Origin of the sequence: Nocardiopsis sp. NPDC006832 (genome assembly GCF_040635885.1) — a bacterium.
Taxonomy (GTDB): Bacteria; Actinomycetota; Actinomycetes; order Streptosporangiales; family Streptosporangiaceae; genus Nocardiopsis.
Genome location: NZ_JBEYLC010000007.1, coordinates 26,721 through 49,906, shown reverse-complemented (window position 1 = coordinate 49,906; position 23,186 = coordinate 26,721). Strand labels below are relative to the sequence as shown.

General features: G+C 68.7%; 25 protein-coding genes. 14 read left to right on the top strand and 11 right to left on the bottom strand.

What is annotated here, in order from left to right:
- Positions 1-127 precede the first annotated feature (127 nt).
- From ABZ717_RS05350 to ABZ717_RS05335, 4 genes are all read left to right on the top strand, one after another.
- Complete coding sequence (locus tag ABZ717_RS05350; protein ID WP_358505964.1) at positions 128-895, top strand: HipA family kinase; 768 nt, start codon at positions 128-130, stop codon at positions 893-895.
- On the top strand, positions 892-1,338 hold the full coding sequence (locus tag ABZ717_RS05345) for a DUF3037 domain-containing protein (protein WP_358505961.1): 447 nt from the start codon (positions 892-894) through the stop codon (positions 1,336-1,338). The genes ABZ717_RS05350 and ABZ717_RS05345 overlap by 4 nt, the downstream gene beginning before the upstream one ends.
- 128 nt (positions 1,339-1,466) lie before the next feature.
- Entirely contained in the window at positions 1,467-2,717 is a 1,251-nt protein-coding gene (locus ABZ717_RS05340; RefSeq protein ID WP_358505958.1) for a multidrug effflux MFS transporter, read from the top strand.
- A gap of 130 nt (positions 2,718-2,847) precedes the next feature.
- Positions 2,848-4,878, top strand: coding sequence for an AMP-binding protein (locus ABZ717_RS05335; RefSeq protein WP_358505955.1), 2,031 nt, complete (start codon positions 2,848-2,850; stop codon positions 4,876-4,878).
- A 76-nt stretch (positions 4,879-4,954) separates the two neighbouring features.
- Here the strand turns inward: ABZ717_RS05335 and ABZ717_RS05330 are convergent, their stop codons facing one another.
- Together ABZ717_RS05330 and ABZ717_RS05325 are read right to left on the bottom strand one after the other, a co-directional pair.
- Positions 4,955-5,614: a response regulator transcription factor gene (locus ABZ717_RS05330; RefSeq protein WP_358505952.1), complete on the bottom strand. Its 660-nt coding sequence runs from the start codon at positions 5,612-5,614 to the stop codon at positions 4,955-4,957.
- Positions 5,563-6,831, bottom strand: a complete 1,269-nt coding sequence (locus ABZ717_RS05325; protein ID WP_358505949.1) for a sensor domain-containing protein — start codon at positions 6,829-6,831, stop codon at positions 5,563-5,565. The genes ABZ717_RS05330 and ABZ717_RS05325 overlap by 52 nt, the downstream gene beginning before the upstream one ends.
- A 226-nt stretch (positions 6,832-7,057) precedes the next feature.
- Between ABZ717_RS05325 and ABZ717_RS05320 the strand changes: the two genes are divergently transcribed.
- The 3 genes from ABZ717_RS05320 (at position 7,058) to rnhA (ending at position 9,050) form a co-directional block, all read left to right on the top strand.
- The gene (locus ABZ717_RS05320; RefSeq protein WP_067603760.1) at positions 7,058-7,501 is read left to right on the top strand and encodes an SMI1/KNR4 family protein; all 444 of its coding nucleotides are present in this window, start codon (positions 7,058-7,060) and stop codon (positions 7,499-7,501) included.
- 105 nt (positions 7,502-7,606) lie between these two features.
- Positions 7,607-8,272 carry a peptide deformylase gene (def, locus tag ABZ717_RS05315; protein WP_358505946.1) on the top strand — a complete coding sequence of 222 codons (666 nt, stop codon included), beginning with the start codon at positions 7,607-7,609 and terminating at the stop codon, positions 8,270-8,272.
- 304 nt (positions 8,273-8,576) lie between these two features.
- Positions 8,577-9,050: a ribonuclease HI gene (rnhA, locus tag ABZ717_RS05310; protein ID WP_358505943.1), complete on the top strand. Its 474-nt coding sequence runs from the start codon at positions 8,577-8,579 to the stop codon at positions 9,048-9,050.
- A 348-nt stretch (positions 9,051-9,398) separates the two neighbouring features.
- Here the strand turns inward: rnhA and ABZ717_RS05305 are convergent, their stop codons facing one another.
- From ABZ717_RS05305 to ABZ717_RS05295, 3 genes are all read right to left on the bottom strand, one after another.
- Complete coding sequence (locus tag ABZ717_RS05305; RefSeq protein WP_358505940.1) at positions 9,399-9,782, bottom strand: MmcQ/YjbR family DNA-binding protein; 384 nt, start codon at positions 9,780-9,782, stop codon at positions 9,399-9,401.
- Positions 9,783-10,016: 234 nt separating this feature from the next.
- Entirely contained in the window at positions 10,017-10,517 is a 501-nt protein-coding gene (soxR, locus tag ABZ717_RS05300; protein WP_358505937.1) for a redox-sensitive transcriptional activator SoxR, read from the bottom strand.
- A 10-nt stretch (positions 10,518-10,527) separates the two neighbouring features.
- A complete protein-coding gene (locus ABZ717_RS05295; RefSeq protein ID WP_358505934.1) occupies positions 10,528-11,208 on the bottom strand; it encodes an ABC transporter ATP-binding protein in 681 nt (226 codons plus the stop codon).
- Positions 11,209-11,410: 202 nt separating this feature from the next.
- Here ABZ717_RS05295 and ABZ717_RS05290 point away from each other — a divergent pair, with 202 nt between their 5' ends.
- Both ABZ717_RS05290 and ABZ717_RS05285 read left to right on the top strand, forming a co-directional pair.
- Positions 11,411-12,406, top strand: coding sequence for a DJ-1/PfpI family protein (locus ABZ717_RS05290; protein WP_358505931.1), 996 nt, complete (start codon positions 11,411-11,413; stop codon positions 12,404-12,406).
- 42 nt (positions 12,407-12,448) lie between these two features.
- Positions 12,449-13,405: a DUF2332 domain-containing protein gene (locus ABZ717_RS05285; RefSeq protein WP_358505928.1), complete on the top strand. Its 957-nt coding sequence runs from the start codon at positions 12,449-12,451 to the stop codon at positions 13,403-13,405.
- Between the two features lie 58 nt (positions 13,406-13,463).
- On the opposite strand, the gene ABZ717_RS05280 is transcribed toward ABZ717_RS05285, so the two are convergent.
- Both ABZ717_RS05280 and ABZ717_RS05275 read right to left on the bottom strand, forming a co-directional pair.
- Positions 13,464-14,450 (bottom strand): adenosine deaminase, encoded by a 987-nt coding sequence (locus tag ABZ717_RS05280; protein ID WP_358505925.1) that lies wholly within the window; start codon positions 14,448-14,450, stop codon positions 13,464-13,466.
- 162 nt (positions 14,451-14,612) lie between these two features.
- Positions 14,613-14,915 carry an SHOCT domain-containing protein gene (locus tag ABZ717_RS05275; RefSeq protein ID WP_358505923.1) on the bottom strand — a complete coding sequence of 101 codons (303 nt, stop codon included), beginning with the start codon at positions 14,913-14,915 and terminating at the stop codon, positions 14,613-14,615.
- Positions 14,916-15,050: 135 nt separating this feature from the next.
- On the opposite strand from ABZ717_RS05275, the gene ABZ717_RS05270 reads away from it, so the two are divergent.
- Positions 15,051-16,244 (top strand): histidine kinase, encoded by a 1,194-nt coding sequence (locus ABZ717_RS05270; protein ID WP_358505921.1) that lies wholly within the window; start codon positions 15,051-15,053, stop codon positions 16,242-16,244.
- Positions 16,244-16,897, top strand: a complete 654-nt coding sequence (locus ABZ717_RS05265; protein WP_358505918.1) for a response regulator transcription factor — start codon at positions 16,244-16,246, stop codon at positions 16,895-16,897. Before ABZ717_RS05270 ends, ABZ717_RS05265 begins: the two co-directional genes overlap by 1 nt.
- Before the next feature lie 43 nt (positions 16,898-16,940).
- On the opposite strand, the gene pip is transcribed toward ABZ717_RS05265, so the two are convergent.
- Complete coding sequence (pip, locus tag ABZ717_RS05260; RefSeq protein ID WP_358505915.1) at positions 16,941-17,891, bottom strand: prolyl aminopeptidase; 951 nt, start codon at positions 17,889-17,891, stop codon at positions 16,941-16,943.
- 174 nt (positions 17,892-18,065) lie between these two features.
- Between pip and ABZ717_RS05255 the strand changes: the two genes are divergently transcribed.
- Positions 18,066-18,212, top strand: a complete 147-nt coding sequence (locus tag ABZ717_RS05255) for a hypothetical protein (protein WP_358505912.1) — start codon at positions 18,066-18,068, stop codon at positions 18,210-18,212.
- A 4-nt stretch (positions 18,213-18,216) separates the two neighbouring features.
- Positions 18,217-18,402, top strand: a complete 186-nt coding sequence (locus ABZ717_RS05250) for a hypothetical protein (protein ID WP_358505909.1) — start codon at positions 18,217-18,219, stop codon at positions 18,400-18,402.
- Between the two features lie 76 nt (positions 18,403-18,478).
- Here ABZ717_RS05250 and ABZ717_RS05245 read toward each other — a convergent pair whose 3' ends face one another.
- Both ABZ717_RS05245 and ABZ717_RS05240 read right to left on the bottom strand, forming a co-directional pair.
- A complete protein-coding gene (locus tag ABZ717_RS05245; protein WP_358505906.1) occupies positions 18,479-19,213 on the bottom strand; it encodes an SDR family oxidoreductase in 735 nt (244 codons plus the stop codon).
- Between the two features lie 505 nt (positions 19,214-19,718).
- Positions 19,719-20,204 (bottom strand): MarR family transcriptional regulator, encoded by a 486-nt coding sequence (locus ABZ717_RS05240; RefSeq protein WP_358505904.1) that lies wholly within the window; start codon positions 20,202-20,204, stop codon positions 19,719-19,721.
- Between the two features lie 59 nt (positions 20,205-20,263).
- On the opposite strand from ABZ717_RS05240, the gene ABZ717_RS05235 reads away from it, so the two are divergent.
- Positions 20,264-21,868, top strand: coding sequence for an FUSC family protein (locus ABZ717_RS05235; RefSeq protein ID WP_358505901.1), 1,605 nt, complete (start codon positions 20,264-20,266; stop codon positions 21,866-21,868).
- Between the two features lie 277 nt (positions 21,869-22,145).
- Here the strand turns inward: ABZ717_RS05235 and ABZ717_RS05230 are convergent, their stop codons facing one another.
- On the bottom strand, positions 22,146-23,021 hold the full coding sequence (locus ABZ717_RS05230; protein ID WP_358505898.1) for an aminoglycoside phosphotransferase family protein: 876 nt from the start codon (positions 23,019-23,021) through the stop codon (positions 22,146-22,148).
- Positions 23,022-23,186: the final 165 nt, after the last annotated feature.

The following is a 23,186-nucleotide window of genomic DNA, read 5'->3' as shown; positions in this document are numbered from 1 at the left end:
GCGCGGCGAGGGCCGGTCGGCTCGATCCGGTAGTGGGCCGCTGACGCGTTCCTTGTCCGCTGGTTCTGTTCGCGGGCGGCGGTCGGTCGGCTCCGCGGTCCGCGCCGCGCGCGTGATCATCGCAACTATGCTGGCCGGCGTGCTGAAGAAAGTGATCGCGACGCGGTACGTGCTACCGCTCCGCGAAGGAGGTTCGCTCCCCGGTCTGGTCGAGGCCGACGACCTGGGGATGTACGTCGTCAAGTTCATCGGGGCCGGGCAAGGACGCAAGACCCTGGTCGCGGAGGTCGTCACCGGTGAGTTGGGGCGTGCCCTGGGGTTGCCGGTTCCCGAGCTGGCCATGGTGGAGTTCGACGCCGTCATCGGTCGCGGTGAGCCCGACCCCGAGGTCCAGGAGCTGCTCAAGGCCAGTGAGGGATTGAACCTGGGGATGGACTTCCTGCCGGGTTCGTTGGGCTTCGACCCGCTGACCTTCGAGGTCGACCCGGTCTTCGCAGGGCGGGTGATGTGGCTCGACGCCCTGACCGGCAACGTGGACCGTTCCTGGCGCAACCCGAACATGCTGCTGTGGCACGGTGCGCCCTACCTGATCGACCACGGTGCCACGCTGATCTTCCACCATTCCTGGGCCAACGCCGACCGGTTCGTCTCCCGCCCCTACGACGCCTCCGACCACGTGCTGTCGGGTTCCTCCCCGGACCTGGCCGCGGCCGACGACGCGTTCGCGCCGTTGGTGGACGAGGAGCTGCTGCGCGGTGTGGTGGAGCTGGTGCCCGACGTGTGGCTGGAGGAGGAACCCGGGTTCGATACGCCCGAGGCCGTTCGTGAGGCCTACGTTCGCCATCTGATGGCCCGTATGGCCGATCGGTCCTGGCTTCCGGAGGTGGGCTCATGAGCGAGCGCTACAGCGTGGTGACCACCGGGCAGGTGGGCATCGAACGCGATCGGGTGGTGTTCGAGTACGCGCTGCTGCGTGTGGTGCCGTGCCTGGAACGTGGTGAGTGCGTCAACGTCGGGGTGATCCTCTACAGCCAGGAGCGCGCGTTCCTGGCCGCGCGTTGGGACCTGGACGAGGACCGGCTGCGTGCGCTGGATCCGGGTGTGGACGTGGTGGGTGTGCGTCGAGCCCTGGAGGCGGTGGAGCGGATGTGCCGCGGCGGGGAAGAGGCCGGGCAGGCCGCGGGTGTGCGTCCCGGACCACGGTTCCGGTGGCTCACCGCGCCGCGGAGCACGATCGTGCAGGCCGGGCCGGTGCATGGTGGTCTGACGTTGGATCCGGAGAACGAGGTGGAGAGGTTGTTGAACCGCCTGGTGCGGTCGAATATCCCCTCTGGGTAAGGGACATCACAGGTTTCGGTGTGGTCGGGTGGGGAGCGAATCGCGTCCCTTCGGTGTTGCTATGGAGTGGTTCGCACCCTCTGGTGCGCTTCCCGCCTTCCCTTCCCCGTTCCTGAACTGGAGTGCCCGTGCAGACCTCGACCACCCCCACCCCCTCGGAAGAGGCGGCCCGGCCCAAGGTGCGGTCGCGTCGTTCCATCGCGTTGTTGGTGATGGTGTTGGGTGTGCTGACGGCCACGGGCCCGTTGGCGACCGACATGTACCTGCCGGCGTTCCCGCAGATCACCCGGGACCTCGGCACCTCCGAAGCACAGATCGGGTTGACCCTGACGGCGATCATGCTGGGGTTGGCCGCGGGTCAGTTGGTGATCGGGCCGATGAGCGACGCCTGGGGTCGGCGGCGGCCGTTGCTGGTCGGGGTGGCCATGTTTACGGTCACCTCGGTGTTGTGCGTGTTCGTGCCGAACGTGACGGCGTTCATCGTGCTGCGGTTCGCGCAGGGTGTGGCCGGTGCCGCGGGCGCGGTGATCGCGCGTGCGGTGGTGCGCGACATGTTCCAGGGCGATGACGCGGTGCGGTTCTTCTCGCGGCTGGCGCTGGTGATGATGTTGGCGCCGTTGCTGGCTCCGCTGGTGGGTGCGCAGCTGTTGCTGGTGGGGCCCTGGCAGTTGAGTTTTTGGGTGCTGGCGGTGATGGCGGCGCTGAGTTTCGTGTTGGTGTTGTTCTGGCTGCCGGAGTCGTTGCCCGCCTCGGAGCGTCGGGCGCAGGGGCCGCGGGTGTTGGCGGCGACGGTGGGTTCCCTGGTGCGGGATCGGCGGTTCGTGGCGCCGGTGTTGTCGCTGGGGCTGAGCTTCGGGATGTTGTTCACGTACGTGTCGGCGTTCTCGTTCGTGTCGCAGAACGAGTTCGGGGTCTCGCCGCAGACGTACGGGTGGTTGTTCGCGGTGAACGCGTTGGCGTCGATGTTGGGCACGCAGGGCAACGGTTTGTTGGTGGGTCGGGTGGACACCAAGCGTCGGTTGCTGATGGGTCTTGTGTTGGCGTTGGTCGCGGTGCTGGCGTTGTTGGTGTTGGCGTTGACCGGGACGGCCCAGCTGTGGATGGTGTCGTCGCTGTTGGCGGTGATGATGCTCAGTGTCGGGTTCATCATGCCGAACGCGACGGTGTCGGCTCTGGACGGTCAGCCGGTGGCGGTGGCCGGTACGGCTTCGGCGTTGATGGGTTCGTTGCAGTTCGCGTTGGGTGGTGCGATCGCGGCTTTGGCGGGGATGACGCCTTCGGGTGAGGCTTCGTTGGTGAGCATGTCCGTGGTTATGGCGTCTGTGGCGGTGTTGTCGTTGCTTTCGTTCGTGTGGGGTGCGCGGGTAAAGGTGGGATGAGCCGTCGATCGGGGGTTTCTCCTAGGTTGCCGTTCGGTGGAGAAATGGGCACAGTAGGGCTCGATTCCCCGAATGAGGCGGGTGAGAACGGTGTGGCCCGCCTTCCGATGTGGCAGAGGATGAGTTGGTTATGGGCGAGACCCCCGGTTCGTTGGTTCGAGCGCAGTCCGGGTTGGGCGACCACGTCTATGACGTGGCGACTTCTGATGCGCACTCTCAGGTGTTCTCGGTTCTGGTGGAGGAGCACTGGGAGCGTCTGACGGCGGGGGAGTTCGCGACCGAGGTGACGTCGGTGGCCAAGGGTCTGGTGGCCGCCGGGGTGTCCGATGGCGATCGGGTGTTGGTGGTGGCGCCTTCCAATCACGACTGGGTGCGTTTGGCGTACGCGGTGTGGTCGGTGCGCGGGGTGTTGGTGCCGTTGCCGGTGGAGGCCTCGGCGGAGCGGTTGGCGCATGTGGTGCGTCAGGTGCGTCCTGCGGTGGCGGTGGTCGCCGGTGAGCGGGCTCATCGTGTGGTGGTGGGTCTGCAGCGGGAGATGCCGGATCTGGGGCGTGTGTGGCGGTACCAGGAGGACTTGCCGGAGGTGGTGGGTCTGGGTGCGTACATGGACGCGACGGCGGTGCGTTTTCGGCGGGACGAGGTGGTGCCGGAGGATCCGGCGGTGGTGTTGTACCCGGTGAGCACGGAGTCGCGTTCGATGCGTGGTGCGGTGCTCTCGCACGGGGCGTTGTTGTCGTCGGCGGCGGATCTGGTGGATCGGATGTGGCCGCGGTTGTCGGAGTTGGCGGCTGGGCGGGCGAGCGCGGTGATGGATCTGCCGTTGTCGCAGTTGCCGGGGTTGTCGACGATGGTGGCGTGTGTGGTGGGCGGGGTCCGGTTGGGTGTGGTGGAGCCCGGGCGGTTGCGTGCGGAGTTGGCGCGGTTCAAGCCGACGGTGTTGGTGTGCACGTCGAGGGATCTGGAGGGTGTGCACGGGGCGGAGCGGGCTACGGCGCATTCGACGGACTGGGACTCGGTGGGGACGTTCAACGCGGCTATGGACGCCGCGGTGCAGTTCGACCAGGCGAAGAAGAAGGGTGCCTGGGCCCGGTTGTCGCGGTCGATGTACGACTGGTCGTTCTCCAAGATCCGGGATGTGTTGGGCGGTCGGGTGCATCTGGCGGTGTGCTGGGGCGGTGGGTTGACGGAGCGGTTGGACAGTTACTTCGGTGGTGTGGGTGTTCCGGTGATGCAGGTGTACGGCATCGCGGAGACGGGTGGGGTGTTCAGCGCCAACGCGGTGGGCGATCGTGTGCCGGGGACGGTGGGTCGGGTGTTGTCCGATCGTCGTTGGTGGGTTTCGCCCGAGGGTGAGTTGCACCTGCGCGGTGGTGCGGTGTTCTTGGGGTATTGGGCCGATGTGGAGGGGACGCGGGCGGCGTTCCGTGAGGGTTGGTTGGCCACGGGTGTGTTGGCCGATGTGGACGAGGTCGGGTTCGTGAGGGTGCGTGGCCGGGTGCGGGCGCAGGCTTCGTTGGAGCCGGTTCCGGGGCGGTTCGTGCCGGGTCGGGTGGAGGGTGCGCTGGAGCGGCCGGGGATGGAGCCGGAGCGCGCCCTGGGCGTTGCTGAGGAGGCCGTTGAGCCGGTGGCTCCGGTGGAGGAGCCCGGGGGGTTCGAGGAGCCTTGGGTGTCGCAGGCACGTGCGGTGCGGGCCGAGCCGGAACCGGTGAGGTCGGTGGAGTCGGGTGTGGTGGCGCGTGCCGGTGAGGTGGAGGGGGGCTCGGACGCGGAGTTGGTGGCCGGGTTCGAGGAGCGGTTGCGGGCGCATCCGTTGATCAGCCAGGTGTTGGTGATAGTGGAGGGGCGTCCGTTCGCCAGTGCGTTGGTGACGTTGGTGCGTGATCAGTTGGAGTATTGGCGGTTGGTGAACGGGCGGCCGTTGTCGATGGCGCCGGAGGAGATCGCGGGGGATCGTGATCTTCTGCGTGAGGTGCAGGGGTTGGTGTATGAGGCCAATCGGAGTGTGCCGCGGCATTTGGCGGTGCGGTCGTTCCATGTGTTGGCCGAGGAGTTCACGGTGCAGTCGGGGTTGGTGCATCCTTCGGGTGAGTTGCGGCGGGATGCGGTGTTGCGTGCGTTCTCGGAGGAGATCGACGGTTTGTATCGGGTGCGTCGTGATTAGTGGTTGTTGAGTGTGGGTGGTTGCGGCCGCGGTCCCTTGGGGGTCGCGGCCGCTTCGTTGTGTTGGGGGTGGGTGTCTATTGGTGTGGGTCTTGGCCGTTGAGGTAGGCGAGGACGGCCAGGACGCGGCGGCTGTCGTCGGAGGAGGGTGGTAGGTCGAGCTTGGTGAAGATGTTGTTGATGTGTTTGCTGACGGCTTTTTCGGTGATGTAGAGGCGTCCTGCGATGGCGGAGTTGGAGCGTCCTTCGGCCATTTCGGAGAGGACTTCGCGTTCGCGGGGGGTGAGTTGGGCCAGGGGGCCGCTCTGGTCTTGTCGGGCCAGGAGTTGGGAGATGACGGCGGGGTCCATGGCGGTGCCGCCGGAGGAGACGCGGCGGACGGCTTCGATGAACTGGTTGACGTCGAAGACGCGGTCTTTGAGGAGGTAGCCGACGCCTCCGGTGTCGTCGGAGAGGAGTTCGCGGGCGTAGAGCTGTTCGACGTGCTGGGAGAGCACGAGGATGGGCAGGCCGGGGATGTGGGCGCGGGCGGCTATGGCGGCTTGGAGGCCTTCGTCGGTGAAGGTGGGGGGTAGGCGTACGTCGACGACGGCGATGTCGGGTTTGTGTTCGGTGAGGGCCGCTTGGAGGTCGGGGCCGTTGTCGAGGGCGGCGACGACGGTGAATTCGTGGGCTTGGAGGAGCCTTATGAGTCCGTCGCGGAGGAGGGCAAGGTCTTCGGCGATGACAACGCGCACGGGATCTCCAGGGTGATGATGGTCGGTCCGCCTGTGGGGCTGGTGATGTTCATCGTGCCATCGAAGGCGTCGAGTCGGCGTGCGATGCCGTTGAGTCCGCTTTCGGGGGTGGGGGTGGCTCCGCCGTGGCCGTTGTCGGTGACGGTGATGATGAGGCGTTGTCGGCCGTGGTTGATGTGGATCCAGGCGTGGGTGGCGCCTGCGTGTTTGGCGGTGTTGGTGAGGAGTTCGGCGATGGCGAAGTAGGCGGCTGATTCGACGGGGTCGGCGGGGCGGCCGGGGAGGTGGGTGGTGACGGTGATGGGGAGGTGGTGGGTGAGGGCGAGGGCTTGGACGGCGCCGGGGAGTCCGCGTTCGACGAGGACGGGTGGGTGGATGCCGCGGACGAGGTCGCGGAGTTCGGTGAGGGCTTGGCGGGTGGTTTCGCGGGCTTCGGTGAGCATGTCGCGTGCGGCTTGTGGGTTGGTTTCGACGAGGTTTTCGGCCATGCCGAGGTTCATGCCGAGGGCGACGAGGCGGGCTTGGGCGCCGTCGTGGAGGTCGCGTTCGATGCGGCGGATTTCGGAGGCTTGGGTGTCGATGGTGTCGGCGCGGCTGGTGGCGAGGTGGGCGACGCGTGCGGTGAGTCGGGCTTTTTCGGAGGGGGCGAGGATGAGGTGGGAGAGGCGGGTGCAGGCGTTGGTGGTGTGGGGGGTGAGGGTGTGGGCGAGGGTGGCGAGGAGGGTTGCGGGGATGAGGGCGAGGAGGGCTTGGGGTTGGGTGGTGGCGGTGAGGCCGTAGAGGTCGGTTGTGTGGTGCCAGAGGAGGAGGGCGTAGAGGGTTTGGTAGGTGGCGTGGGCGTAGAGGATGGCGGGGATGAGGGCGAGGGCGGTGAGGAGGGGTGAGGCGGTGAGCCAGAGGAGGTCTCGCCAGGTGGCGGGGTCGGTGAGGATGATGCGGACTCGGGTGATGATGCCGGTGGGTGGGAGGGGGCGGTAGGCGGCGGGGACGGGGGTTTGGAGGATTTTGGTGAGGGTGGTGCGTTGGGCGTTGGCGATGGTGCGGAGGGTGAGGGCGGTGAGGATGATGAAGGGGAGGCCGACCCAGAGGAGGGTGAGGAGGGCGGAGGCGAGGACGAGGGGGAGTAGGAGGAGGGCGGCTGTGTTGTGGGAGATGAGGAGGAAGAGGTAGGCCCAGGTGGTGGTGTGGGGTCCGCGGGGTGTGCGGGTGGTGGGCATGGTGGGTGTCTCTTCCTGGGTGGGTGGGTTGTTGGTTTCTATTGTGCGTGGTGGGGGTGGGGTGGGTCGGTGGTGGTGGCTCCTCTGGTTGGTGTGGTGGGTGGTGGGGCTTTGGTGGGTTTTTGTGGCTGGTTGGGGTGTTGGGGGTGGTGGTGTGCGGGGTGGTGTGGTGGATTTTCGGGGCAACTCGCCGGGTGCGATTTCTCGTGTGTTGCCGCGACCTGTGATGATCGTGGGTGTGTGGCGTGAACTGATCTTGGAGATGTATCCGGAGGCCGATCTGAGTGATGCGGCCGATGAGGTGATGCTGGCCGAGGTGGAGAAGCATTTGATGCTGCCTTTGCCGTTCGAGTTGGCGTCGTTGTTGCGTGAGACGGATGGGGTGGTGAACGAGTACGGGGATGAGGTGGTGTGGGGTGCGCGTCGGTTGGTGGAGGACAATCTGGCGATGCGTGGGGAGCCGGATTATCTGGAGTTGTACGCGCCGTTCGATGAGATGATCTTCTTCGGTGATTCGGATATGGGTCCGCAGTTCGCGTATGTGCATACGGACTATGGGCCGGGGATCGTGGTGTGGGATCATGAGAGTGATCGGCGTCGGTTGGTGGTGGTGTCGTTGCGGGACTATCTGGCGCGGTGTTTCATTCAGGGCAATGCGTGGTTCCGGTAGTGGTGGGTGGTTGTGGGTGGCGGGGGTGACCTGCCGGTTCGTGCTATTTTTTCGGGTGTGGCGGTGTTTGTACCGTCTGTTGTCGCCTGTCCGGAGAGTAGAGCCATGTCGGAGCAGTCTGTGCCCGTGCCCGTGACCGTCGTCCAGGGGCGGGAGGTGGCGGATTTCCCTGATCTTGCTCCGGAGGCGGCGCGTGGTCGGGTGTTGCGGGTGACGGTGACCGGTGAGGATGTGTTGCATCGGGCCGGTCGTGATGTGCCCGAGGAGATGTTGGGTGGCGCGGAGTTGTCGCGGTTGGTCGATGACATGTTCGTGACGATGTACGCGGCCGAGGGTGTGGGGTTGGCGGGTAGTCAGGTGGGTGTGGATTGGCGGGTGTTCGTCTATGACTGTCCTGATGATGATGGTGTGCGGCATGTGGGTCATGTGATCAATCCGGTGTTGGATGAGCGTGATGTGGCCGATGCCGTGGTGGTGGATAGCGAGGGGTGTTTGTCGGTTCCGGGTCCGCACGCGGAGTTGGGGCGGGCGGAGCATGCGACGGTGCGTGGGGTGGACAGGGACGGCGCTGAGGTGGTGTTGTCCGGGAGTGGGTATTTCGCGCGGTGTTTGCAGCACGAGACCGACCACACGTGGGGGCGGTTGTATGTGGATCGGTTGTCCAAGCGTGAGCGTAAGCGGGTGTTGAAGAAGATGAGCGAGATGGCCGACAGTGTGTTCGCGCGTCGTGAGGAGCGGGCGCGGGAGTTGGAGGCGTACTCGGCCGGTTAAGTCCACTCTTGTGTGTGTGCGGCGGGCCGCGAACCTTGGGGGGTTCGCGGCCCGCCGTGTGTGTGGGGGGTGGTGGTTCGGTGGGTGTTTTTCCACGGCGGGTGTGGGCATGGGTGCGGTGGGTAGTGGTTGGTGGCCGTGGGGAAGTGGATGGTGGGTCGGTCACGGAGGGTGCCATTGGTCGTCTGTGTGGCTTTTTTCGGGTGCCTGTGGGGCTCCATTGGGGGTAGGTGGCTCTGGTGGTGGCCCTTTTTATGGGGTGTGTGGCCTTTTCGTGATCTTTGAGGGCGGTAGATTGCCCGGCATGCACAACGGGGATCAGGTCGAGCAGACCTCGACACAAAGCGTGGTCATCTACACCGACGGGGCCTGCAGCGGCAACCCTGGACCGGGGGGTTGGGGTGTGTGGCTGCGTTATGGGGAGCACGAGCGTGAGCTGTACGGGGGCGAGGCCCAGACCACCAACAACCGGATGGAGTTGATGGCGGCCATCCAGGCCTTGGAGAGCCTGACCCGGCCGGTGCCGGCGATCGTGCACACCGACTCCTCCTACGTGCGCAACGGCATCACCTCTTGGGTGCACGGGTGGAAGAAGCGCGGCTGGACCACCGCGAGCAAGAAGCCGGTCAAGAACGTGGACCTGTGGCGGCGACTGGACGAGTTGGCCGCACGCCATGAGGTCGAGTGGCGTTGGGTGCGCGGCCACAGCGGGGACGAGGGCAACGAATACGCCGATGAGCTGGCTCGGCGCGGGCGCGATGAGGCCGCCGCGGGGTGAGCCGGTGGGCAAGGGCGGGTGGGCCGTTGTGGCCGGCCCGCCCCCCTTTTTTGTTCGGCGTCGCCGGCAGATGGGGCATCGGGGGTGGGTGCGGCGGGCGTAGGCGTGGGTGGCAAGGGCCGGGCCGATGCGGGGTGGTGTGGGGTCGGGTGGGGGCCTCCCCCTGGGGTGGGGTGGTCTTCCCCCGATGGGGTGAGCCTGGGGGTCAGGTGTACTCACCGGCCGTGATGCCCTTCAGCGCCCGGCGATGCCGCGCTGGAACGGGTCGTTGAGGACGATCGGCCCTTCCAGGAGGTTTGCGGCCGAGGCGGTCGACCTTCTGGAGCCCTGTGTTCGGCAGAGCCCCGCTCATTCGCGGGTCTGGAATCGGTCGGGGTCCACGGGACGCTCGGCGCGCGGCAGGTTGGACACCACCAAACGGTAGGACTCGGCCACCAGCTCCTGGACCAGGGAGGCGTTGATCGAGCCGCCCGGGGCCAGGGTGATCCAGTGCTTCTTGTTCATGTGGTACCCGGGGCTGATGTCGTCGTGGTCTTGGCGCAGGGTCTTGGACTCCTCGGGGTCGGACTTGATGATCACCACCGGCCGGCCCGGGACTTCGGTCATGAGCATGAACACCTTGCCCCGGACCTTGAAGACCTCGTAACCCGGACCGAAGAACTCACCCGAGACCGTGTCTGGCAGCTCGCGAGCACGCTGTTCGGCTCTTTCCTGCAAGGTCGCACCGTCCACGATCGCCCTCCTTGACCTGATCGTTCCCGAGCCCGGACCGGACCTGCGCCCGGACGCCGCCGCGCGTGGCCCCTCGGGACTTCCTACCCTGGTCGACCTGCGCGTTCACCCTTTCGCCGGAGGACCTTGTCGTGTCGTGGACGCGGGCGCCACCGCCCTGTCCGACACCCTGGCCCTGGTGCGGCCCGGCGGCACCGTCTGCTTCAAGGCGATAGATCCGCCCGGTGCGAGGCGCTAACGCGGCCGGTTGTTCGATTGCTGCTCAAGCCCCGTGTCGGGTTCGGTGAGCGTATCGACCATCAGGCGGCGGGGTCCGGGGCCGGCGGCGGCGAGTTCGTCGTCGGGGTTGGACAGGGTGCAGGAGTTCAGGGACAGGCAGCCGCAGCCGATGCATCCGGTCAGGTCATCGCGCAGGCGGGTGAGTTGGGCGATGCGGGTGTCGAGTTCGTCGCGCCATTGGGCCGAGACCGAGGCCCAGTCGGCGCGGGTGGGGGTGCGGTTCTCGGGGAGTCGTTCCAGGGCCTGGCGGATGCGGGACAGGGGCAGGCCCACCCGTTGGGAGATACGGATAAAGGCCACGCGGCGCAGGGTGTCGCGGTGGTAGCGGCGTTGGTTGCCGGCGGTGCGGCGGCTGTGGATGAGGCCTTGGCGTTCGTAGAAGTGCAGAGCCGAGATGGCCACTCCGGAACGTTGGGCGACCTGGCCGACGGTGAGTTCCTTGGTTAGGGGTGCCACGGGGACCAGTTTAGGGGGCCGGTGGTGTGGGAGTGCGGGTGCTTTGGAGGGCGTACAGGCGTGCGTAGGCGCCGCCGCGTAGCAGGAGTTGGTGGTGGTCGCCGGTTTCGGTGAGGCGGTCTTGGTGGAAGAGCAGGATGCGGTCGGCGGTGCGGACCAGGGCGGGGTGGTCGGTGAGGGTGAGGTGGGCGGTGGTGGGTGTGGGGGCCGGTGTGGGGGTGGTGGGGTGGTCGATCAGGAGTAGGTGGGCGCGCGTGGTGTGGGCGTAGAGGGTGCGGGCCTGGTGGATGTGGGGGGCCAGGTGGGGTGGGAGTCGGTGGGTGGGGGTGGTGTGGGGGTGGTGGGCGAGCCCTGAGGTGGCCAGGGCTCGGTGTAGGTAGGGGTCGTGGGGGTCGGGGTGGGTGTGGCCGGTGATGGTTTGGGCCAGGGTGGGGTGGGTGGGGGTGGTGTGGATGCGGGTGTGGGTGGTGATGTGGCCGTTGGTGGGGTGGGTGTGGCCGGTGAGCAGGTGTGTCAGGGCGTGGCGGGCCGGGGGGCTCAGGTTCAGTAGGGCGATGTGGTGGCCGGGGTGGATGGCCAGGTCCAGGCGTGGCAGGTGGGGGTGGGACACGTCGTGTAGGTGCACCAGGGGCCCGCTGGTGGTGGGTGCGGATGTGGTGTGGTGCAGGCGGGTGCGGTCGGAGAGCCTCACGGGTGTCCGTTCGTGTGGGTGGTGTTCTCCTGGGTGGGACTGCTGGGGGTGGTGGGGAGTTCGGATGGTTTTTGTGTGTCGGGTCGAGTTCACAGCGTAAGGGTGGGGTGGTCAAGAGGGGGTGAGGTGGCGTGTGGGTGTGTCCGGATGTTTGGGGTGGGTGACCTTGTGGTCGTTTTCGGGGTGCGGTGGGGTGGTGCGTATGGGAAACGGTGCGCGGCACGAGGTGGTCATCGTGCTTTTCGATGGGATGCAGAGCTTGGACGCGACGGGGCCGTTGGAGGTGTTCGCGGGGGCGGCGCGGGCGCCGGGGGCACGGTATCGGGTGCGGACCGTCTCGGTGGACGGCAAGGCGGTGGTGTGTTCGTCCGGTTTGGGGTTGGTGCCCTCGATGGCGGTGGAGGAGGTGGGGCGGGTGGACACGCTGGTGGTACCCGGTGGGGAGGGTGCTCATGATCCGGATGCGGTGTTGGTGGGGGTGGTGCGGGAGTTGGCGGGGCGGGCCGCTCGGGTGACGTCGGTGTGTTCGGGGGCGTTCGTATTGGCGCGTGCGGGGTTGTTGGAGGGATTGCGCGTGACCACGCATTGGCGGCACTGCGCCCGGTTGTCCAGTGAGTTTCCGGGCTTGGTGGTGGAAGAGGATGCGGTGTTCGTGAGGTCGGGGCGGGTGTGGACGTCAGCCGGGGTGACTTCGGGGATCGATTTGGCGTTGGCGGTGGTGGAGGAAGATCTGGGGCGGGCGGTGGCTTTGGAGCTGGCGCGGACGTTGGTGGTTTTTCTGGTGCGTCCGGGTGGGCAGTCGCAGTTTTCGACCCAGTTGGCGGTGCAGGTGGCCGAGCGGGTGGAGGTGCGGCAGGTGCAGTATCTGGTGGATGCCGAGCCTGGGGCGGATTGGTCGGTGGCCAAGATGGCGGCTCGGGCGGGGCTGTCGGTGCGGCAGTTCTCGCGGGTGTTCACCGCTCAGGTGGGGTGTGGTCCGGGTCGGTATGTGGAGCAGGTTCGTTTGGAGTGGGCGCGGCGGCGGTTGGAGGAGGGGGCGGCGTCGGTGGAGACGATCGCGCGGGGGTGTGGGTTCGGTACGGGTGAGGCGTTGCGTAAGGCTTTCGTGCGGCGTCTTGGGTGTTCGCCTTCGCGGTATCGGGAGCGGTACGCGGTGGGGTCGGCCGTGGTCGGGTGTGGGGGTGGGGGTGGGGGTTAGGGTGCGCGAGGTCGGCTGAGTCTTGGTGGAAGCGGGTGCGCGATGCGGGGTCGGGATCGGGTGGCGCGGGTGTGGGCGCACATGGCGGTCAACTTCGAGCAGGGTGACTCGCCCGGCTATGCGGAGATCGCGCGTGGGGTGGCCTTGGACGCGGAGCTGGTGGGAGCGGTGTCGGCGCTGCCGGAGGGTAAGAGGCAACCGAACCTGTGGTTGGGGGCGGTGCGCTACCTGGGTGGGCCGGTGGGCTCTTTCGCGGCGTGGCGGGCGTTCGTGATGGAGCACTGGGAGCGGGTGGTGCGGGTGGTGATGGAGCGCTCGACCCAGACCAACGAGGTGGGTCGGTGCGCCACCCTGTTGCCGGTGTTGGCGCAACTACCGGGGCCGTTGGCTTTGATCGAGGTGGGGGCGTCGGCGGGGTTGTGTCTGTACCCGGACCGGTATCGGTACTCCTTCGATGGGGCGCCGCCGTTGGGTGAGGGGCCGGGGCCGGTGTTGGAGTGCGCCACCGAGGGTGGGGTTCCTGTTCCGGATCGGTTGCCGCGGGTGGTCTGGCGTGGGGGGATCGACCTGAATCCGTTGGATGTGGGTGATGCGGGTGATGTGGGGTGGTTGGAGGCGTTGATCTGGCCGGGTGGGCAGGAGGCGGGGCGGTTGGAGCGGTTGCGGGGTGCGGCGGCGGTGGTGGCGGCCGATCCGCCGGTGATGGTGGCGGGGGATTTGGTGGCGGAGTTGCCCGATTTGGTGGCGCGGGCGCCGGAGGGGGCCACGGTGGTGGTGTTGCACAGTGCGGTGTTGGCGTATGTGGGGCCTCGGGAGCGGGAGGGGTTCGCGTCGTTGGTGGGTCGGTTGGGTGTGCGGTGGGTGAGTAACGAGGGGTGGCGGGTCTTTCCCGGGTGGGAGGGTGCGCGTCCGGCGCGGGAGGGTTTTTTCACGTTGGCGTTGGATGGGCGTGTGGTGGCTCATGCGGGTGAGCATGGTCGGCGTTTGGTGTGGGTTTGAGGGAAGGGGGCGGGGGGCTTCACGCGTGGGTGTGGAGCCCCCCGGTTTTGTGTGCGGGTCAGTCGAAGCGGTAGGCGTCGACCTCGGCGATGAGGGTGTCGCGGCGCTGGGGGGTGAGGAAGGAGGCGGTGAAGGAGTTGCGGGCCAGGGCGCGCAGGTCTTCGTTGGTCAGGTTCAGGTGTTGTTGGACGCCCAGGTAGTTGTCGTGGACGTAGCCGCCGAAGTAGGAGGGGTCGTCGGAGTTGACGGTGACCAGGAGGCCGGCGTCCATCAGGGCGGGTAGGGGGTGTTGGGCCAGGGTGGGGACGGCGCGTAGGCGCACGTTGGAGAAGGGGCACACGGTCAGGGGTGTGCGGGTGGTGGCCAGGTGGGTCAGGAGTGCGGGGTCTTCCAGGGCGCGGATGCCGTGGTCGATGCGTTCGGCGCCCAGGTGGTTCAGGGCCTGCCAGATGTAGTCGGGAGGGCCTTCTTCGCCGGCGTGGGCGACGCGGCGCAGGCCCAGGTCGGCGGCGGCTTGGAAGACTTCGGTGAATTTGGTGGGTGGGTGGCCGACCTCGGCGGAGTCCAGGCCTACGCCGGTGATGTGGTGGAGGTGGGGGTGGGCGGCTTGGAGGGTGTCCATGGCTTCGGTGGCGGGGCGGTCGCGTAGGAAGCACAGGATGAGTTCGGTGGAGATGTCGTGGCGGGTGCGGGCTTGGTCCAGGGCCGAGACCAGGCCTTGGATGACGGTGTCCAGGGGGAGGCCGCGGTTGGTGTGGGCTTGGGGGTCGAAGAAGATCTCGGCGTGGCGTACGCCTTGGGTGGCGGCGCGGTCGAGGTAGGCGGTGGCCAGGTCGTGGAAGTCCTGTTGGGTGCGTAGGACGTCCATGAGTCGGTAGTACAGGTCGAGGAAGGATTGTAGGTCGGTGAAGTCGTAGGCGGTGCGTAGGTGGTCGACGTCGGTGTAGGGCAGGGTGATGTTGTTGCGTTGGGCTAGGTGGAGGGCGAGTTCGGGTTCGAGGGTGCCTTCGATGTGCAGGTGGAGTTCGGCTTTGGGGATGGCCATGTGAGCCCACGATCCTTGTGGTGTGTTTGTCAGGGTTTTGGTCATTGTGGCTGATGGTGGGGTGTGCCTGGGTCGGGTGGGGGCGCGGCGTGGGACACACCCCCACAACGAAGAGGTGGGGCGACCCCGTGGTGGGGGCGCCCCTTGCTTGTGTGTGGTGGGTCAGTGTTCGTTGTCGCCTTGGCCGGGAGTCCAGTTCAGGGCGCTGGCGCGCTCCATGAACTCCTCGACGGTGATGTCGCCCTTGGCGAAGCGTTCGGCCAGTACGGTGCGGGCCGCGTCCTCCGGTCGGGGGGTGCGCGGGTGGGCCCAGGGCGGGGTGTGGCCCTTGCGGCGGGCGATGGTGAAGACCAGGGCGCCCAGGATGAGCAGGATGAGCACACAGAACATGAGGACTCCGGGAAGGAAGGGTGGTGGGCCGCCCTGCCAGTGCGGGGCGGCGGCGATGAGTGTTGTGGTGTTCATGGTCACCACCCTGGGTGGTGGGGCCCCTCGCGCGCATCGGTGTGGGGGCGGCTGTGTGCCTACGTTGGTGGGCGTAGGTGAAGATACGTCCGCCGCATCAGGTGCGAGGAGGGGGTGGGTGTTTAGGGTCGGGGTGTGGCAGAACGTGTGAGCAGGGGCGCCGTGGTCGTGGACGTGGCCTTGGGTGTGGTGCTGGGTGCGTTGGTGTTGGTGTGGTCCCGGGGGTCTTTGGCCTGGGACCGGACCGGCCAGGGTGTGGGGGGTCCTCCTTGGGCGCGTCAAGGCGCCGGGTGGGATCAGGTGCAGCAGGTGGTCTTGCCTTGGGGTGTGTGGGCGGGCGTGGTGGTGTTGGTGGTGGCGGTGGCGGTGCGGCGGTTGTGGCCGGGGCCCGCGGTCGCGGTGGCCGGGGTGGGTGCGGTGTTGGTGATGGCCGCCGGTGTGGGGATGGGGCCGGCGGTGCTGATGTGCGCACTGGTGGTGTTCTCGGCGGGGCTTGGTCTGACCCCGGGGGTGTTCTTGGGGTGGACGGGTCCGGTGGTGGTGGGTGCGGCGTTGCTCTCGCAGGTGGGGCGGCCCTGGTGGGGGTGGGCCGATGGTTCGGCCCCTGCGGCGGTGGTGTTCGCGGTGGGGGCGATGGCGCTGCCGGCCGGGGCGGGGGTGTTCGCCAGGGCGCGGCGGGCCGGGCGTGAGCGTGAACGCTCCCAGGAGTTGGCGCGTTCGCGTTATGAGGAGCGGTTGAGTATCGCGCGGGAGGTGCACGATGTGGTCGGGCACAGCCTGTCGGTGATCAGCATGCAGGCGTCGGTGGCGTTGCACGTGGTGGATCGGCGTCCCGAACAGGCTCCGGTGGCGTTGGCGGCGATCCGGGACGCCAGCCGGGAGGCGTTGGAGGAGTTGCGCGGCACGTTGGCGGTCTTTCGGGATGGGGGTGAGGTGGGTCGGGGGCCGGTGGCCGGGTTGGATCGGGTGGAGGGGTTGGCCGAGTCGGTGCGCCGGGCCGGGCACCGGGTGGAGGTGGTCTGGGAGGGGGAGCGGTCCGGGCCGGGTTCTGGGGTGCAGGTGGCGGCGTTTCGGATCGTGCAGGAGGCGTTGACCAACGTGGTGCGCCACGCCCCCGGCGCGGGGGTGGTGGTGCGGATCGAGTGCGGGAGGGAGTGGGTGGTGGTGGAGGTGGTCGATGAGGGAAGCGGTGGGGTGGTCGTGGAGGGGATGGGGATCGCGGGGATGCGTGAGCGGGCCTGGGCGGTGCGGGGGACGGTGTCGGTGGGGGTGGCCCAGGGTGGCGGTGTGCGGGTGCGTGCGGATCTGCCGGTGCGGGGGTCGCGGTGATGGTGCGGGTGGTGGTGGCCGACGACCAGGCGTTGGTGCGGATGGGGTTGCGGGTGCTGCTTGAGGCCGAAGGCGACATGGAGTTGGTGGGTGAGGCCGCCGATGGGGTGCGGGCGGTGGAGTTGGTGCGTGAGCTGCGTCCCGATGTGGTGTTGATGGACGTGCGCATGCCGGAACTGGACGGGTTGGGGGCGCTGCGCGTCATCGGATCGGACCCGGATCTGGTGGCCACCCGGGTGGTGGTGCTGACCACCTTCGAGTTGGACGAGTACGTGTTCGAGGCGTTGCGGGGTGGTGCGAGCGGTTTCCTGATCAAGGACGGGGAACCGCAGGAGATGTTGGCGGCGGTGCGGGTGGCCGCCCGGGGGGAGGCGTTGTTGTCGCCCTCGGTCACACGGCGGGTGGTGGCCGCCTTCACCGAGCGCGGGGGCGGGATCGGCGGGGTGGTTCCGGACGTTGGGGTGCTGACCGAACGCGAACGTGAGGTGGTGGCGTTGGTGGGTGAGGGGTTGAGCAACGAGGAGATCGCGCAACGGCTGGTGGTCTCCCCCGCCACCGCCCGCACCCACGTGTCCAGGGCGATGGTCAAGCTGGGGGCCAGGGACCGGGCCCAGTTGGTGGTGTTCGCCTTCCGGGCCGGTCTGGCGCGCTGACCCGTGCCCGGGTGCGGGCGCGGGCGCGGATCAGCGGTGGGTGTCACAGGGCGCGGAAGCGGTCCATGGCCTGGGCGACGATCTGTCCCAGACCGGCGACGTTGGTGGTGTGGGCGGCGTCTTCGACGATGTGCAGCTTCGCGGCCGGCCAGCGTGCGGCCAGGTCGTGGGCGATGTCGGCGGGTCCGCTGATGTCCAGGCGACCGTGGGCCAACACGGCCGGTAGGTGGGCGATGCGTTCCATCCCTTGGAGGAGTTGGTCGGGGGCCAGGAAGCAGTCGTTCGCCCAGTAGTGGGTGACCAGGCGGGCGAAGGTGGCGCGAAAGGCGGGGTCGTGGAATCGGGGGTGGGGTGTGTGGCCGGGGGCGGTGGCCACGTGGGTGTCCTCCCACGCACACCAGGCCTGGGCGGCCTCGAAACGAACCTGTGGGTCGGGGTCGGCCAGAAGGCGTGCGTAGGCGGCCGGGAGGTGGTGGGGGTCGGCGCCCGGGCCCGCGGCCGCGCGGAAGCGTTCCCATTGGTGGGGGAAGACACGGCGCATGGTGTGGGTGATCCAGGTGATCTCCGCACGGGTGCCGGTGGTGATGGCGAACAGCACCAGGGCGCGCACGACCTCGGGGTGGGTTTGGGCGTAGGCCAGGGCCAGGGTGGATCCCCAGGAGGCGCCCAGTAGGTGCCAGCGGTCGATGTCCAGGTGGGTGCGCAGGGCTTCGAAGTCGTCGATGAGGTGGGCGGTGGTGTTGGTGGTCAGGTCGGTGGTGGGGTCGCCGGCGTTGGGTGTGCTGTGTCCGCTGCCGCGTTGGTCGAGCAGGATGAGCCGGTAGTGGTGGGGGTCGGTGAAGCACGACCATTTGTGGGAGGAGCCTGAGCCGGGGCCGCCGTGGATGGCCAGGACGGGTATTCCGTGGGGGTTGCCGGTTTCTTGCCAGAACAGGTGGTGGCCGCCGGGGCGGGGTAGGTGGCCGTTGGTGTGGGGTGTGGTGGTGGGGTGCACGCGCGGGGGTCCTTTCGGGGTCGAGGTGGGTGTGGTCGTTTGGTGTGTTGGGGGATTTGGGTGGGAGAGGTCGATGGGGTGGCCGATCCGTTCTCGTCGTTCTGGTCGCGGTAGCGCTTGTGCACGCCGGCCTCGCCGTGTCCTGGGGGTGGGATCCACCAGGTGCCGGTGGGGGTGACCTATGAGCCGCAGCGGTATCGGGCGCGGGTGTTCACCTTCGCCTGCGGTTGCGTGGCGCGCACCGTGGCCGCTCATCCGGCGGTGGCCGAGGCCGTGCGGCGTTATGGGCGGCGGTACCGGGTGCGCGGGCCCGACCCCTGAGCGGGTGGTGATCGAGATCGTGGTGGATCGGGTGTTGGGTGGGGTGCGGCCCGAACTTGAGGGCATCGCGGCGCTGTGCGAGGACGAGCACACCCGGGGCCGGCTCCAGGTCGATCAGTGTGTGGACGCCGCGGGCGGGCGCATGTTCGCCCGGATTCAGCACGGTGGGCGGTCCGGTCGCTCACCTTGAGCTTGCCGCAGCGGGTCGCGCCGGGCGCATGTACTGCCCGTTGCCCTCTCCCGGCTTATCTTGTGGGCGGTCCAGGTCAGGCCAGCCCGCCGCCCGCGCGCAGGTTCTGCCCGGTCATCCATCGCCCGTCCGGCCCGACCAGGAAGGCCACGACGTCGGCGATGTCGTCGGGTCGTCCCAGCCGACCCAACGGGGTGATGGGGATGACGACATCGGCCACGTCGACTCCGGGGTTGTTGCCGTGCAGTAGGTCGGTGTCGGTGGCTCCGGGCGAGACGCTGTTGACGGTGATCCCCCGGGCGCCGAGCTCGCGGGCCGCGCCGGCGGCGAACTGTTCGACGGCGGCCTTGCTGGCCGCGTGCACTCCGGTGGCGGCGGTGGGCGCCACAGTGTTGATCGTCGAGATGTTCACGATGCGTCCGCTGTCGCGCAGCCGGGTTCCGGCCTCGCGCATCAGAGTGAACACCGCGCGGGTGTTCACCGCCATGATCTGATCGTAGTCGGCGTCGCTGGTTTGCGAGATCGACGCCGGCACGGTGCTCGACCCGGCGTTGTTGACCAGGATGTCCAGCCCGTTCAGTTGCTGCTCGGCCGCGTCGTACAGCGCGACCGCCGCGGTCCGCTCGGCCAGGTCGGCCTGCACCGCGGTCGCTTTGGGCACGTCGGCCTCCAGCGCCGCGGCGGCGGCCTCGTCGCGGGCGAAGCTGAACACCACGCTTGCTCCGTCACGCGCCAGGCGTTGCACGATGGCCCGCCCGATCCCGCGTGACCCACCGGTCACCAGTGCGGTCTTCCCGTCCAATGCGCCCATGACTGGTCATCTTGACATGTCGGACCAGCGTGGCGCGAGAGGTTCGGCCCACGCGACGGCTTCGTCTGGTGGGGAAGCGTGCCCTCTTTTGGTGGTACTTCAGCGCGAGTGGCACCGCCGGCAGTGCTTGAGGGCTGTTGGTGTGTTCGCGTGTCCAGGCGATCTCATTGTTCTGTGGGGTGAAGGGCCCGTGCGGTATCCGTGTGGAGGTCGGCTTCGTGAGGCGGGGGTGGGCCGTGCGCTCGATGCAGGTCACCGGAGGTCTTCTTCGGCCAAGGGGTGATGAACGCGCACACCGTGGTCGGGAGCCGAACGGGGCCGCAGCGGGTTCATCGAACCGCGATCGGCCGAGGAGGGGCTGTGGCTGCTCAGCGGCTCAGGAGGGCCCCGCAACGTCGTTGCCCCTTTTGAGCTTATTTGGTTCATCTCGGTAAGGCTCAGGCAGGTGGGCCGGGGTGATGTGGCTCAGAAGCCCGTGGTGGTGGGTGTGGTCCCGGTGTCGGGGTCAGGTGTGGTCGATGGGGGTGAGCACACGGGCCAGTAGGGCGGCCAGTTGGGTGCTCTCGTCCTGGCTCAGGGGGGCGAGCAGGTCGGTGTCGATGCCCAGTTGGCGGGCGAAGAGGGTGTCGGCGAGGGTTTCGCCTTCGGGGGTCAGGCGCACCAGGGTTTCGCGGCGGTCGCGTTCGATGCGGGTGCGGGTGAGCAGTCCGGCTTCTTCGAGGCGTTGGAGGCGTTTGGTGGTGGCGGCGCCCGAGGAGATGGTCTCGCGGGTCAGGTGGCGTGGGCGTAGGCCGCCGGGGGAGCGGCGTAGGGCGGCCAGGATCTCGAATTCGGGTCGGGAGACGCCGGTGTCGGTGAGGGCGTCGTCGGTGCGGTTGTTGGCCAGGGCGGCCAGGCGGCGGACGCGGCCGATGGCTTCCATACCGGTCAGGTCCGTGCCGGGGTGTAGTTGGGCCCAGTGTTCTTGGAAGCGGGCCACGGCGTCGCTCAAGGTGAGGTGTCTTTCGCTGGGTGGCGTTGGGATCGTATCCACCCTATAATAATTTACTTGTGAACTACTTTTCTTCTTTTTGGGGGCGGTCGAGCACCCTCTTCGACTCCAAAGGCTCCCTCTCGCCCCGCCGCGTACGCGGCAACGTCGTCGTCACCGCCACCCGAGTGGGCCTATGTCTGCTGGCGGTATTGACCACCCTGTACCTGGCCGGACGCATGGACCTGGCTCCCTACGCCGCCATGGGCTGCTTCACCGCCCTGTACGCGCGCGATGACACCTACCGTCGCCGCGCACCGATCCTGGCCCTGGTGGCCGGCGGACTGACCCTGGCGGTGGGCGCCGGCGCGCTGACCTCGGCCCTTTCGACCTCCATGCTGGGGCCCATCGTGGTGGTGGCCCTGGTGGCGGCCGCGGCCAAGTACACCTCCGACACCGTGAACCTGGGCGCCCCGGCCGGGCTGATGTTCGTCTTCGCCGCCGGAGTGGCCGCCTACGCCCCCCAAACCCTGGCCGGGGTGCCCATCAACACGGCGACCATCGCCGCATCCAGCGCCCTGTGCTGGGTGATGGCCATGGTCGGGGTGTTCTTCCACCCCCGCGCCGGCCACCGCCTGGTCGTGGCCCGAGCCCTGCACGCGGTCGCCGACCACCTGCACGCCCCCACCCCCGCGCGAGGCCAGGGCGCCGAAGCGGCCCTGCACCGGGCCCACCGGTTGTTGGGCACCACCACGCGCACCGACACCGTGCTGACCCTTGAGGTGATGATCGCCCGCGCCCACACCCTGCTGGCCACCGGCGGCGACCGGGTACTGGAGGGGCGCCGGGCCGCCGAACTACGCGAGCTGGCCCGCCGCGTGCGCACCCGCCGCCACCTGGACCCGCTGGTCACCGACGAGGAACTGCGCACCTTCAGCGCCCACGCCGACCGGATCCGCCTGGTGCGGCCCGGTGAGCCCGGACCGCGCCCGCGCATGCTGTGGGCGCTGCGCGTGGCCCTGGCCTCCCTGGCCGCCGGCGCGTTGGCCTGGTCCTTGGGCATGGGACACGGCTACTGGGCGACCGTTTCGGCGGCCTCGGTGTTGCAGGCCACCAGCGTGACCGTCACCTGGCACCGCACCCTGCAACGAGCGTTGGGCACCGTGGCCGGTACGGTCGCGGCCGCCGTGCTGTTCGCGGTGGTGGACACCTCCTCGGTGTGGACGCTGATCGCCGTGGTGGTGCTGTGCCAGGTGGGCGCGGAGTTGTTGGTGACCACCAACTACGCGTACGCGATCGTGTGCGTGACCCCGTTGACGTTGGCGCTGTCGGCGTTGGCCCACCCCGGCGCGGGAGCCTCCGACCTGGTGGGTGAGCGGTTGGCCGCCACCGTGCTGGGCGCGGTGGTGGGCGTGGTGGTGCCCCTGCTGGTGCGCGACAGGTCGCTGCACCGGCGTCTGGAATGGGCCCTGGCCGAATGTGAACGCGCGTGCGTGGCCGCCGAGAAGGCGGGGATGGAGGTCGGGGCGCGCCACCGGTTGGTGGAGGCCCACGCCCGGGCGCGCGAGGCATTGGCGGTGGCCGCCGGTGAGGTCGGTGGGTCCGGTTCGCTGGAGCACGCCGAAGCGGTGTGCGCCCGCGCCCAGGCGTTGTTGGACAGGGACCGCTCCTACACGAGGGTGTGAGCGCCAAGGTGGGGGCCGGGGTGGGTGGCATCCGCACATGCGCCCGCCCTCCCCGGCCCCGGTGAGGGAAATGGTCCTTGCCGGGGGCTCGCAGGGGGATGAACGCCGACGCTATCCAAAGTGTCGTAACGCACGGTGAACGTGGCGGGGCGGGCCGTGGCGGTGGGGTGAACATCGCTGGTGGGCGCCTGGGGGGGCGGGTGTTGCCTCGGCAGCCATCGGTCTGGCCCGTTCGGGCGCCCGAACACACCGGGGCGGTGGCGCTGAACAACGCCGCTCAGGTGGGGGCCCAGTGGGGGTGGGTGCTCAGCAGCCGCATCAGGGCGAGCAGACGGGAGGTGGGCGGGGCGCTCCAGTGGCGCCGGCCCGGTCGGGGGTGGGGTTCGCGCAGGCGGGCCAGGGCCCAGGTCAGATGGTGGAGAAGGATGCGCGAACGCCAGGCGTGTTCTGTTCGGGGTGGGTGCGGGTAGCCGGCCAGGACCTCGGGGAGCCAGTGCGGTGGGAGTTTGGCGAAGTCCACCGCCGCCTCGGCCAAGGCCGCGTCCCCCAGGTCCACGATCCCCGACAGGGCACCGTCGGGGGTGGCGAGCAGGTTGGTGGGGGTCAGGTCGCCGTGGATCAACACCGTCCCGGGGCGGGGGTGGGCGTCGTTCAGGCGGCGCAGCAGGCTCGTGCACCAGGTGGTGGTGTGGGCGTCGAGCATGCCGATGTGGTGCAGGTGTTGGAGCAGATCGGCCGGATCGGTGGATTCGCCCTGTCGGGGTGGGGTGCGAAGGTTCGCGGTGGGCAGATGGTGCAGGCGTCCCATTCTTTGGCCCAGCTCCCGCAGCAGAGCGGGTGCGGGTGTGGGTGTGGTGGCCAGGTCGGTGCCGGGCAAGCGGGTCTGTAGCAGGTAGGGCACGGGGGTGGTGGCGTGTTCGACCAGGGCCGGGGTGCCCACCCGGGCGGTGTGGGTCAGGGGCAGGAGTTCGGCCTCCTTGGCCAGGTCCTGGGCGTGTTCGCGGAGGCGGGGAACGCGCAGGACCAGGTCGGGGCCCAGGGCCAGGACGTGGTTGGCCTCCCCCACCGGCAGCGATCGGATGCGGTCGGGGGTGATGCGGTGGCGGGCGGCCACCGCGCGCACGAGTTCGTCCGCCTGTGGGCGGGTGCTCACCGGCGTGCTCGGGTGGGGGCCTGGCCCAGGGTGCCCACCACACCAAGGCCCGACGACTCGTGCAACCCGGTGGCGCGGGTGTTGGCGATCGACATGGGAGGAGCATGTCGGGTGGGCGGCGGGGGTCGCCACGGGTTTTTCGGCGGGGGCGGGGCCCGGCCACGG